Source organism: Sphingobium cloacae, from assembly GCF_002355855.1.
Taxonomy (GTDB): Bacteria; Pseudomonadota; Alphaproteobacteria; order Sphingomonadales; family Sphingomonadaceae; genus Sphingobium; species Sphingobium cloacae.
This window is the reverse complement of record NZ_AP017655.1, coordinates 1487686-1499445: the sequence shown is the minus strand read 5'-3', so window position 1 is coordinate 1499445 and position 11760 is coordinate 1487686. Positions and strand designations below refer to the sequence as shown.

At 57.0% G+C, this 11760-nt stretch carries 11 protein-coding genes and 1 pseudogene; 3 read left to right on the top strand and 9 right to left on the bottom strand.

Going from position 1 to position 11760, the window contains the following annotated elements:
* Positions 1 to 107 precede the first annotated feature (107 nt).
* The 5 genes from SCLO_RS07330 to SCLO_RS07310 all read right to left on the bottom strand — a co-directional run bounded on the left by SCLO_RS07330 (position 108) and on the right by SCLO_RS07310 (position 6231).
* Positions 108 to 569 (bottom strand): MarR family winged helix-turn-helix transcriptional regulator, encoded by a 462-nt coding sequence (locus SCLO_RS07330; protein ID WP_096362109.1) that lies wholly within the window; start codon positions 567 to 569, stop codon positions 108 to 110.
* Between the two features lie 487 nt (positions 570 to 1056).
* On the bottom strand, positions 1057 to 1785 hold the full coding sequence (locus SCLO_RS07325) for a M48 family metallopeptidase (RefSeq protein WP_066522263.1): 729 nt from the start codon (positions 1783 to 1785) through the stop codon (positions 1057 to 1059).
* Positions 1785 to 4835, bottom strand: coding sequence for a type I restriction endonuclease subunit R (locus SCLO_RS07320; RefSeq protein ID WP_066522258.1), 3051 nt, complete (start codon positions 4833 to 4835; stop codon positions 1785 to 1787). Before SCLO_RS07320 ends, SCLO_RS07325 begins: the two co-directional genes overlap by 1 nt.
* A 26-nt stretch (positions 4836 to 4861) precedes the next feature.
* A complete protein-coding gene (locus tag SCLO_RS07315; RefSeq protein WP_123905460.1) occupies positions 4862 to 6058 on the bottom strand; it encodes a restriction endonuclease subunit S in 1197 nt (398 codons plus the stop codon).
* Positions 6052 to 6231, bottom strand: a complete 180-nt coding sequence (locus SCLO_RS07310; RefSeq protein WP_179948863.1) for a hypothetical protein — start codon at positions 6229 to 6231, stop codon at positions 6052 to 6054. The genes SCLO_RS07315 and SCLO_RS07310 overlap by 7 nt, the downstream gene beginning before the upstream one ends.
* 163 nt (positions 6232 to 6394) lie before the next feature.
* Between SCLO_RS07310 and SCLO_RS23815 the strand changes: the two are divergent.
* Positions 6395 to 6667, top strand: a pseudogene (locus SCLO_RS23815) (transposase); the annotation flags it as partial.
* The gene (locus SCLO_RS07305) at positions 6562 to 7140 is read left to right on the top strand and encodes an IS5 family transposase (protein WP_231923361.1); all 579 of its coding nucleotides are present in this window, start codon (positions 6562 to 6564) and stop codon (positions 7138 to 7140) included. The pseudogene SCLO_RS23815 and the gene SCLO_RS07305, both read left to right, overlap by 106 nt.
* Here the strand turns inward: SCLO_RS07305 and SCLO_RS07300 are convergent.
* From SCLO_RS07300 to SCLO_RS07290, 3 genes are read right to left on the bottom strand one after another with little or no spacing between them, the layout of a single operon-like run.
* Positions 7106 to 9307, bottom strand: a complete 2202-nt coding sequence (locus SCLO_RS07300; RefSeq protein WP_096362107.1) for a type I restriction-modification system subunit M — start codon at positions 9305 to 9307, stop codon at positions 7106 to 7108. The two genes, SCLO_RS07305 and SCLO_RS07300, sit on opposite strands and share 35 nt — an antisense overlap.
* A 27-nt stretch (positions 9308 to 9334) precedes the next feature.
* Positions 9335 to 9664 carry a HigA family addiction module antitoxin gene (locus SCLO_RS07295; protein WP_066516928.1) on the bottom strand — a complete coding sequence of 110 codons (330 nt, stop codon included), beginning with the start codon at positions 9662 to 9664 and terminating at the stop codon, positions 9335 to 9337.
* 9 nt (positions 9665 to 9673) lie between these two features.
* On the bottom strand, positions 9674 to 9964 hold the full coding sequence (locus SCLO_RS07290) for a type II toxin-antitoxin system RelE/ParE family toxin (protein ID WP_066516929.1): 291 nt from the start codon (positions 9962 to 9964) through the stop codon (positions 9674 to 9676).
* A gap of 247 nt (positions 9965 to 10211) precedes the next feature.
* Between SCLO_RS07290 and SCLO_RS22870 the strand changes: the two genes are divergently transcribed.
* Positions 10212 to 10400, top strand: coding sequence for a hypothetical protein (locus SCLO_RS22870; protein WP_123905459.1), 189 nt, complete (start codon positions 10212 to 10214; stop codon positions 10398 to 10400).
* Positions 10401 to 10536: 136 nt separating this feature from the next.
* On the opposite strand, the gene SCLO_RS07285 is transcribed toward SCLO_RS22870, so the two are convergent.
* Positions 10537 to 11469: an ArdC family protein gene (locus SCLO_RS07285; RefSeq protein WP_231923372.1), complete on the bottom strand. Its 933-nt coding sequence runs from the start codon at positions 11467 to 11469 to the stop codon at positions 10537 to 10539.
* Positions 11470 to 11760 lie beyond the last annotated feature (291 nt).

Here is an 11760-nt window from a genome sequence, read left to right as displayed (position 1 = left end):
CGACTAGAGCTATTACTAACTATTCGTAATATCGAAAAGAGATGCGGTTTCGGTTGTAGAATCATCCGGCTTTGAACGGTTGCTGCTCCGAGCGGCGATGGTCGGAGTCAGGCTGGACCGGACCGGTCGATGAGGCCGCTGTCGAGCAAGGGGGCGGCGTCGATATTCTGGGCGTCCATGAGCGTGGCGAGGCGTTCGACGGCGGCCAGGATCATCGCCTGCTCCCATGGCGGCAGGGCGACGAAACGATCGGTGAAGGTCGTTTGCAGCGGATCGGGCGCGTCGGCGATGGCGGCCTTGCTGGCGGGCAGGGCGCTCAGGTGAAACTGGCGCTTGTCCTTTTCGCTGCGCTGGCGCTGGACGAAGCCCAGAGATTCCAGGCGATCGACGATGGTGGTGATCGTCGCCTGGCTGAATTGCAGCGCTTGGGCGATCGTGCCGGGCGTGGCGGATTGGCGGATGTCGATTTCGCGCAGGACGAGCAATTGCGATGGCGTGAGGCCGGTGGCGGTCGCCAGTTGGCGGCTGCCGATTTCCGTGGCGCGCAATACCCGGCGGAGCGCGCGCATCGGCCCGCTGCCGGCGCGCCGCCGGCAATGAGTTGATGCCCGCAGATGGAGACAGGTCGAGTCCCGGCGGTAAATGGGCGCGAATGCGGGATGACCCGAAGGATGCGAATCGCGTAATTTCAGGGCTCCAAACCCCGTCTCCTGACAATCGCCATCCATTCCCTTGGATTGCAAGTGACTGAAATAGGGTGACCATTCGCGCCAAGCGCTAAGATTGGCAATAAATATGGAACTGCCTGGTGCGGGCGGTCGGACTCGAACCGACACTCCTTGCGGAACCGGATTTTGAGTCGAGCAATGGCTAAGACAAAATACTGATATTTAAGGTATAATCAAGGCATTTTGCGCTAGTGTGCTAATTCATGTGCTAAATTCCAGATGAAGGTCCAAATTTAAGACGGTCTCCGGATATGGCAGCCGCGCCCCAGCAGGGAGGCAACGTAAACCATCTGCGCACCTTATGCACTTGTGCGCTAGGCGGCGCGAATCAAGCATCTTTATTCACCGGCTGACTGAAGCACGGTAGTGGTCCTTCGTTCAAACGGTCGCGGATCGTTCGCCAACCAGGAAGGTTTCGGTCAAGAATGGCGATAAATTCTGGGCTGTGGTTCGGCACAATGAAATGGGCAGTTTCGTGCAAGGTCACATAATCCAGACATTCGGGCGGGAATTTCGCCAGTTCCAGATTGAGGCGCACCGTCTTGCGCTGCGGGTTGCTGCTGCCCCACTTCGTTTTCATACGCTGAATGTAAAAGGCACGCAGCTCGACGTTCAGATGCTTGGCCCATTTGTCCAATAGATGTGCTGCGCGCTTGCGTAGCTCTGCCCGATACCATTCGGAGAGGGCTTCTTCCTTTATATCGGGCGACGCTCCGTCCGGTACGGTCAATTCCAGTGTGCGGACACCAAGGGATACGGTGGACTTCGCGCCACCTTCCTGAATGGTCAGAAGGTATCGGCGGCCCCAAACGTAATGGCTTTCGCGCTCCAGATATTCGCGCGGGCTTTCGCGCGGCTGGTCCTGAATTTTCGCCTGATGCCTCTTGATCCAACCAATTTTGGAGATGGCAAACAGGCGTACATTCTCAAGGCTCATCCTGCGCGGGGCAGAAATGTGCACGCGCCCCGTTGGCGGATAAACGCTCAAATGGACATTTTTGATGTCCTTGAAAATGACATCAATAGAAATTCCACCGATGGTCAGTTCGGTGTGCATCAATACTCCGGTTGCGACTTGATAATGGTGAAAATCCGCTCAACCTCGTCCACATTGTTGAGAATAGCATACATCGCGGCCTTGATCGTTCGCTCCTTGGGTTCGACGCCACGCCAGCCGTCGGGGCGATTGGCTTTAACAGCGTCGTCGATCTGAAGCGCAAGGTCTTCATTCTCGCCAAGGTTATTGTACAGGGCACGCTTGCCAGGCGTGTTCAGGGTTGACGGCGTTGAATCGCTTTTACCCTGAGCAAGATTGCAGATCAGGTCTGCAACCTGTTTCAGGTATTCTTCGTAGCTGATGGCCTTGGCCTTCCGCGCTTTGATGATCTCGTCCAGCAGAGCGGAAATCTTATCGTAATAGGCCGGATCGTTCAGGTGCTCCTTCACGATCTTGCTGCGGACGTTATTTTCAATCGCTTCAGCAACCGACTCCTTGTCCTTCATGCCGCTAAGCTGCTGGGCAATCGCGTCGGCGATACCGGACTTAACGATCAGGTCGAGCAGGCTGATATTATCAAAGGGCGAGATTTTGCGCGGCTCATCGGCTTCGATATAAGTATCAATCAAATGCCGCATATCGGCCTCGTAGGCCTTGAGATCGATCACTTCCCCGGCGGCTTGGCGCACCATGTCACGGATATTGACCGCTTCCTCCACGGTCTTTTTGATCCGCGAAATATCAGCGGTGGAATATCCCGCTTCCTCCATCTCGTCCGCGATACTTGCATAGGCACGGACAAGCGAAGCCGTGGCCTTGTACAGGGCCGCACGTTGCGGCTCGCGCTCGGTCAAATCCGTAGCAATCTCTGAATTGCCGCAGAAATGATGGATGTACTGCAATTCGCCTTTGGGGGGCTCCACAGGTTCGCAAATAAGGGCGGCAACCTCCAGCGCCTCGTCCAGCCGCTCCTTTCCATTGGCAAGGCGATCTTGCATCAAAATGGTAGGGTCTGATCCGCCCGCGCTGGTGTCAATCTCCGACGTGTAAACGGCAATCGCCTTTTCGACCTTCTTGAGAAGGCTCATATAATCCACGATGTAGCCGAATTCCTTGTCGTCCCCATCCAGGCGGTTGGTCCGGCAAATCGCTTGGAAAAGGCCGTGGTCCTGCATCGACTTGTCGATGTAGAGATAGGTGCAGGAAGGCGCGTCGAACCCGGTCAGCAGCTTATCGACAACGATCAGCAGCTTCATATTCGCGGGCTGCTTGATGAATTTATCTTTCGCGTCCTCTTCGTATGACTCGGTCTTTGTCATACCGGGCTTGGCTTCAACACCTTTCAGCATATCGGTATAGGTGTTGTAGATGAACTGCTTGTCCGTGTCGGAATTCGCGCCCGTTTCCTCCTTGGTCACGTCCTGCGAATTGGGATTGTAGGACGTGACAATCGCACAGCGGCCTTTCAGTTCAGTCTTCTGGAAGGCCTCAAAATATTTACACGCTTCGTAAATGCTGGAGGCCACTAGAATGGCGTTGCCCTTCTGGCTGGACAGGCGGGGCTTTACGCTGAAATCGAAAATAATGTCGCTCACCACGCGCTCGATGCGTGATTTAGAACTGAGCACGCTTTGCATCGTGCCCCATTTCTTTTTCAGCTCGTCCTTTTGCCAGTGGTTCAGGCCCTTGGTCTTGGCCTCGAACCAGGCCTCGATCTTGTCCTCGGCCCCAAGGCGCTGGTCGATGTCCCGTGCCTCGTAGATCAGGTCGAGGACAACCTCGTCTTCCACGGCTTCACCGAATTTGTAAGTGTGAATGTAGCTCCCGAACACCTCAAGGCTGGATTGCTTGTCCCGCTTGAGCAGCGGCGTACCGGTGAAGCCGACAAAGACGGCATTGGGCAGCATTGCCTTCATCACCTTATGCAGCTTGCCGCTTTGGGTGCGGTGGCATTCATCGACAAAGACGAAAATCTCGCCCACGGCTTTGGACGGGTGAGCTTCGATCTCTTTGATGAAGGCGTCGAAGTCCTCGACATCCTTGCGGCCAAATTTGTGGACGAGGGAACATAGGAGACGCGGCTTGGCCTCGCTGAGCTTGGACATCAAATCGCGTCCGCTATTGGTGCGGTGGATGTCTTCGCCCGCGTCGGTGAACACCCGTTTGATCTGCTTGTCCAGTTCGTCCCGGTCGGTGATGATCGCCACGCGGGCGTTGGGGTTGTTCTCCAGAATCCACTTGGCCAGCAGCACCATGACGATGCTCTTGCCGGACCCCTGTGTGTGCCAGATGATGCCGCCCTTGCGCTGCCGCGCGTGCTCCTGCGCGGCCTTAATCCCGAAATATTGATGGACGCGGGGCAGCTTCTTAACGCCCCCGTCGAACAGCACGAAATCGTGCATCAGTTCGATCAGGCGGTCCTTTTGGCACAGTTTGGCAAGGTACTTGTCGATCTTGAATCCGGTGTTGTCCTGCTCGTCCTCTTTCCATTTCAGGAACATCTTTTCCGGTGTTCCGATGGTTCCGTATTGCAGGCCTTCGGAATCATTCCCGGCGAAAACGATCTGCACGGTTGAAAAGAACGACGCATTGAACGCGGGCAACTGGTTGGACAGAAGCTGGCGGATGCCGTCGCCGATGGTGACACGGCTGTTTTTCAGCTCGATCACGCCGATAGCAATCCCGTTGACGTACAGCACAAGGTCGGGGCGGCGTTCCGACCCGCCTTTCAGGGTTACTTCCTCCACAATCACGAAGTCGTTTTTCGCAGGCTCGCGCCAGTTAATCAGCTTGACGGTATCGGTCGGCTTCCCGGCCTGTACCACAACATCAACGCCATAGCGCAGAAGGCCATAGACCACCTGATTGTTGTCATAGAGGGAACGGTGCGTATTGAACGCCTCGGATCGCAGCTTGAACAGGGCGGCGCTGATATGCGCGTCGGAATATCCCGCGCCTTTGAGGTACGCTGAGAGCAGGCTTTCTTCGATATTGCTGTTGCCCGCGCGATCGGACCAGTCGCCGAGATAGTGATAGCCCAGCGTGTCCTTGAACAAGCCGATGATACGCTTCTGCGTCGCCTTTTCCGGCTTGCCAACATAATCACTCATTTTCGCAGCCCCCTCTGCGCCAACCTTCACACCAACCGCACTTTGCCGGTCAGTAAGTTCTGCATCATACCCTGCTTGATTTGACGCGCTTTTGACAACTGCGCCTCAACATTTTCCAAATCAGCTTCGATATCATCGAGCACAGTAACTATAGCCTTCTGCTCATCAGGATGAGGAATCTTTATGTCGATTCTTTCAATGGTGCGCGCGTTTAGGCTGGGAACTCCTGAAGCTTCATTATGGGCATACCAATCAATCAGGCAAAACAGGTAGTAATAAAACTTCGCAACATTGCCACCATTCATTATAGAGTAGAATAGTGTGTCGACCGTCCAGAAAGGCTTTTCGGCATATTGCGGGCGATCAATTGTTCCCTTTCTTCCGATCAGGACCGACGGCTTATCCCAAAGAAAGGCGCTGGCCGTTCCAATTTGTCCGCCCGTCGCCAAAATCGGATAAGGTCCGTCGTTGGTCGCAACAGCGGATTGCGATTTTCCATGCTGAATAGATAAGGCGTCGCCAATCTTTCCCGCGATCCAGTCAGCTGCAAACCCTGGCAAGCGACGCTGACCAGACAAAAGCTCCTGCATCGCGCCTTGCTTGATCGCGCGCTTTTTGGCGATGAGGCTTTCCAGCGATTCAATCAGCGCATCCGCATCCCACAGGGCTTCGGCGATGGCTTCTTGCTCACGCATGGTTGGCGGGACAGGCAGCGGATAAGAAGCATATTGCTTGCCATTGATTCCCGGCTGCCCGCTACGCATGGAATTAGTGCGGACCCAATTCCAATATCCTGATGTTTGAAACTGATAAGAGAGGTATTGTGGCAGAAGCTTGTCAGGGTTCGGACTTACTCTGATAAGAAATCCTGCAAAAACCAGTTCCCCATCCTCTGGACGATAGAGGTATGATTTACCAGTGCTCGCCCCCGTGCGCGCCAGCACTATATCCCCATCTTCCAGTGAATATGAGCCAGCTTGTGAATGAGCGACTGATGCCCGACCATCTGGATTAAAGCGTCCATCTTCCGTAATATCTGTAATTCTGAGATATGCTGGTAACCGAAGGTCATACGGGACAGCAGGCGCATTAATACCGTAGGCAGGCGGACGGCGCAGCAAGCTGCCTAAGTGTTCAACCTGCCAATCGACCGGCAGTTGGCCGACCTCCGTTTCTTGCTTCTGCAATACAGATTCTTTCATCACAGCCAACGCACTCACCACGCAAACCCCATCGCCTTGAGGTGGCCTTCCACCTTCGTTTCAAGATTGGCCACGCGCTTGGTAAGCTCCGGCATCGCAACATCATAGCGTTCGGCCAAAATCCGCACACGCTGAGTCAGGACTTGGCTGATCCGGTCCATTTCGCCGTGAATGTCAGCGTCGATTTTCGCCATCCATTTATCATCGACCACAAGGGTCTTGATCTCGGCTTCGGTCAGCTTGGGATATTTAGGTTTCGTGGACAAAGCTTGACTGGGGACTCGGTCGCTGATTCAAGGCTGGCTTTTGGAGGCAGCCTTGGGCGAGCGGATCGGCGTTACGGACGAAGAATGGGAAGTGATCGGGCCGCTGCTGCCGCCTGAGCACGGTCGTGGATGCCGCCCGGCGCAGGATAATCGCCCTTATTTCGAGGGCATGATGTGGATTGCGCGGACCGGCGCGCAATGGCGGCACCTGCCGGACGAGTATGGCAAGTGGAACAGCGTGTTCCGGCGCTATCGACGATGGGTCACGACCGGCGTGTTCGATGCCATGCTCGAGACGCTGGCCGAACTGGCGGGGCGCGACGCGGCCGCCGACATGATCGACAGCACGGTGGTCCGGGCACATCATTGTGCCGTCGGCATAAAAAGGGGACTCAGCAAACCGAGGCGCTTGGCCGATCGCGAGGCGGCTTCACGACGAAGCTCCACGCAAGGTGCGATGCCAGGGGCCTCCCCCTCGGCTTCGTGCTGACACCCGGACAGGCGCACGATGTGCAGGGCTTCGCCCCACTGTTCCGTATGATAACCGACCGGATCAAGGCCTTCCTGGCCGACCGGGGCTACGATGCCGATGCGATCCGCGAAGAGATCGAGGCGGCGGGTGTCGAGGCGGTGATCCCTGCCAAGGTCAACCGGCGCAATCCCGCCCCGCACGACCGCGCGAAATACAAATGGCGCAACCTGATCGAACGCCTGTTCAACAAACTCAAGAACTGGCGGCGCATCGCGACCCGCTACGATAAAACCAAAGAATCATACCTCGGCTTCGTAGCGCTCGTGTCAGTCAAACTCTGGATACCCTTTGTCCACGAAACCTAGCGTAGGCGGCGGCATCAAGGTCGGCTTCGGCCTTTTTGATCTGCTTCTTCAATTCGGCTTCCGCGTCAGAGAACTTTACCCATTGCTTGAGGACTTTGGCTTCGTCCGCTGCATCCTTGTCGCCCTTGATGTCCTTCAGGCGCGCATTGACTGCGGCCTTGTTGACCTTGTCGAGTTCGGCAAAGGCCCCTTCGTCCCCGCCATGTTCTTCTTCCAGCTCCGCCAGGGCGGCGCTGGCCATTTCCAGTTCCGCGTTCAGTCGGTCAATTTCCGCCTGTTCATCGGCAAAGAAGCGGGCGACGATCAGCGGCTTCGGGATGAGGTCGCAGGTCCAGCCCTTGTCCTTTTCCTTACCCTTCTTGTCTTTTTCGATGATGCGGTTGGTTTCGGCCTTCCATCCATCGAGGGCGATGGTGTAGCAATCGTCCTGCATCACCTCGGCCCAGTAATCCATGAGGTGCTGGTAAACGTCGTATTTGTCGATCAGCGGCTTGCCGGTGTAGTGGGCCAGCAGCCCTTCGGACAATTCTGCGATCACATCCTTGGGATGGATGCCGGTTTTCAGCGCCTTCAATGCGGCGGTGTTCTTGGCCCGCCATGCATCAAAATGCCCGGCCATCGAATCCATGAACGCGGAAAATTCCGGGTGTTCAAAGATGGCCGGTTTGATCGCAGCCTTGTCCACCGTCAGATTGACGTAGCCGGGGCGGCATTCCGCGAAAAGGACGGTTTTGAGACTGGGGCAGACATCCCAATAGGATTGCAGCGCGTCGATATCCGATTGGGGAATGCCGCCGCGAAGGTGGCCCTCGATGTCCTGTCTGTCTTCGGCCTTCTGGCTGTCGATATAGCGCGGGAGATTGAGGTTGAAGTCGTTCTTCTCAATCTCCGAAAACGGCACCGTGCGTGAATAGCCGGGAATGTCGAGTGCCTTGGTGAAGGCATCGACGATCTTATGGATGTCCTGTGACCGCAGCCGGTTTTTCGGCCCATCCTTCATGAAGCCCTGTGAGGCATCGATCATGAAGATACCCTTGCGGGCCTGGGCGTCCTTCTTATCTACCACGACAATGCAGGCGGGGATACCCGTGCCGTAAAAGAGGTTGGCCGGAAGGCCGATAATACCCTTGATATAGCCCTTGCGGACAAGGGCCTTGCGAATGTCGGCCTCTGCATTACCCCGGAAAAGAACGCCGTGCGGCAGAATGCACGCGCCGGAACCCGTACTTTTCAGTGAGCGGACGATGTGCAGCAGATAGGCATAATCGCCCTGCTTCGCAGGCGGGATGCCAAAGCCCGTAAAGCGCGTGTGCGGATCATGCAGTGGATCAATCCCCGTGCTCCACCGTTTATCGCTGAATGGCGGGTTGGCCACCACGAAATCGAATTGCTTGACCGTTTCGCCGTCCTTGAATTTCGGATCGGCGATGGTGTTGCCCTGAACGATCTGCGCCGTCGGATTGTCGTGCAGGATCATGTTCATGCGGGCCAAACCGCTGGTGGCGGAGTCCTTTTCCTGCCCGTACAAGGAAACCTTGGTTTTGGCCTCGTCCCCCACTTTGAGCAGGAGCGAGCCGGAGCCGCAGGTCGGGTCATAAACCGTGGTGTCCGGGCTGGTCTGCGCCTGGCGGATGCCGATGATCTGCGCCATGATGCGGCTGACCTCCGCCGGGGTGTAGAATTGCCCCTTGCTCTTGCCGCTTTCGGTGGCGAAGTGGCGCATCAGATATTCGTAGGCATCGCCCAGAATGTCGTCACCCTCGGCGCGGTTTTTGGAAAAATCGAGGGCCGGATCTTCAAAAATGGCGATCAGGTTGGTGAGTTTTTCGACCTTTTCTTTGCCGTCGCCCAGCTTCGCCGCATCATTGAAATCGGGGAAATCGGCTTGGCTCAGTTGGTCGTTCGCGGCGGCCAGTGGCGCGATGATCTTCTTGTTGATCTGATCGCCGATGTCGGTCGTGCCCTTGAGCGCGACCATGGCCTTGAAATCCGCACCCGCCGGAATCTTGATGGGCGCGTAGGGAACACCCGAATACTTATCGCTGACGTATTTGATAAAAAGAAGAGAAAGGACGTAATCTTTATACTGGCTGGCATCCATGCCGCCGCGCAGTTCGTCGCAGCTTGACCAGAGAGAGCTATAAAGTTCGGACTTCTTGAGCGCCATTTAATTTCAACTCTTTACTAGATTTATTCAAACTGCTGGTCGCAACGAGACCGGGCCGCCCTTGAACGGGGCCACCTTGATCTCCCCTTCCCGCTTGCGGGTTTGGGCGATGTCGTAGCTGTTCTGCATCCGCATGAGCGTGTCCATCGACACGCCGAAAGCCTTCTCGATGCGCAGCGCCATTTCCGGCGAGAGATGCGCGCGCTCGTTGAGCAGCGTTGAGAGAGTCGCCCGCGTCACGCCCAGCGCCTCGGCTGCGGCGGTCACCGACAGGCCTAGCGGCTCGATAATCTCGTGCTTGATAAAGCCGCCGGGATGAGCCGGGCTCTTCAAGCGGATTCCGATATTGGCGCTCATAGCGGCCTCCTAGTGGTCATCTTCGAGATCGAGGTCGATGATCTCGATTTCGTCGTGGTTGATCCGAAACGTCATCCGGCAGTGCGAGGTGACGTAAAGGCTCCATGTATGCTTGCGCTCGCCGGTCAGCAGGTCTGCTTTCCAGTTCGGCATGGTCCGCAAATTGCCCTCGTTCTCCATGTCCTGGAGGAAGGACAACATGCGCCGGATTTCAGAGGCAACGGCGGGCTGGAACCCGCTGACATCATCGCCTTCGATGAGCCGCTGCAACCCTGCGTGGATCACGCTTCCGATCTTCATGGCTCAGGCTACCGAGCCTTGCGTTCGGCGTCAAGTTACGCCATACGGTTACGACTTTATGGGCCGCAGCGTCAGCCGGACTTGCCTATCGAATCGTTGTCGAGACATTCTCGAATGTAGCCGCAAATCTCTATAATATTCTTTCAAATACAGTCAGATAACTCATTATGCCAAGTATCGGCGGGCACAGCGAAAAATCGGCAAGGTAGCAATGGCACGGGCAAGGCGCAGACAAGACGAGGAGCGGATGAAAGCGCGGGCACGCCGTGTCATGAAGCTGTGGTCGCGCGGCCTCTCCGATGCGCCTGCGCATTCGCCGCGCGCGGTCGGGCGCAATGCCTCTACGCATTGCCGCCCTTGCTCCTGCTGGCTGTGTAGCGGCCATAAAGATGTGCCGCGCAAGCGCGAGCGCGGCTTCGAGGATTATCAGGGCTGAAAGCCTTCTGTCCGGCGCGGCCCAAAGGTCGCGCCGCCTACTCAGGGGTGGGTTGGGCGGGATAAGAAATAGCCGCCGTTTACCATGACGGCGGCTCCGCCAGATGCCGGAGGGTCGCCCCTCCGGCGTTGCCGTTTCAGGCGGCGTCCTGCAATGCGTCGGGTTGCGGCTGCAAGCTGTGGAGATAATCAGCGGCGCGCTGCGCATGGGCGGCGGCGCTGAAGATGGCGCGCTTGTCCTCCTTCAGCACCTTGAGCCAGTTGCCAATATAGGCGGCGTGTTCGTCGCGGGGTCGAGGCGACAAGGAAAGGTCGGCGCAAAGGAAAGCCGCGCCAAGCTCTGCGACAAGCTCTTCCATCGCATAGCCTTCATCGCCCCAGCGCTTGCGGCCAAAATCTCGCTCCAAGCGGTTCGCGCCTTTCGTCCAGTGGGTCATTTCATGGGCAAGGGTGGCGTAATAGGCTTCGGCCTCGCGGAAGGCTTCAAAGGGCGGCATTTGCACAAAGTCCTGTGCGGGGCTGAAAAATGCTCGGCTGCCGCCGTGGCGAATATCCGCACGGGTCGCAGCAAAGAAAGCCTCCGCATGCGCGATGCGCTGCACGGTATCGGCGGGACGCTCGGCCAGCGCATAGAAATGCGCGGGCAATCCTTCCACCTGCTCCACGTTGAACACGGTATAGCCCTTCATAAAAGGAATATCGCGCTCGGATTCCTGCCCGTTTTCATCGGTTTCGGTTTTGGTGATGGTGTTGGCGTACACGACAAGATTGCCCTTCTCGCCCTTGCGGACGTTGCCGCCAAGCTCCTGCGCCTGTTTGTAGGTCATCCAGATCGGCGCGTTATAGCCGCGCTCGCACGCTGCGCCCCACAGCATCAGGACATTGATTCCACGGTAGGGCTGGCCATTAGACCGCAAAGGACGGGTAATCCGGCCAGCGGCATGCTCGGCGTTCCACGGCTGAAACCACGGACGGACGCCATTTTCCAATGCGGTCACGATATGGGCGGTTACACGTTCATAAACATCCTGTTTCATTGCCTTTTCTTCCTTGGCTGATGGGTTGCGCATGCAACCGACTAGCCACGCGGCAATGAGCGGGGGTTCTGCTGTCAGGACCGGAAAACGGTCGAAGGTGCGGGCCGGAACGCAGCGACTACACGGTCGAGCGTTTTCCGCCCTCAAGGGCTTGGTCTTGACAGCAAGGGGGCGGCACGCCCCGAACGCAAGGCGGCCATAGCCGCCAGAATGAAGGGATCGCGGTGCTTCTGCCGCGTCTGCCAGCTGCCACGGGCAGCCTCGCACGAGGGATCGTCACCGACTGGCCAAGACGCCTTCGGTGGCTTGGTGGCGCTATTGCAC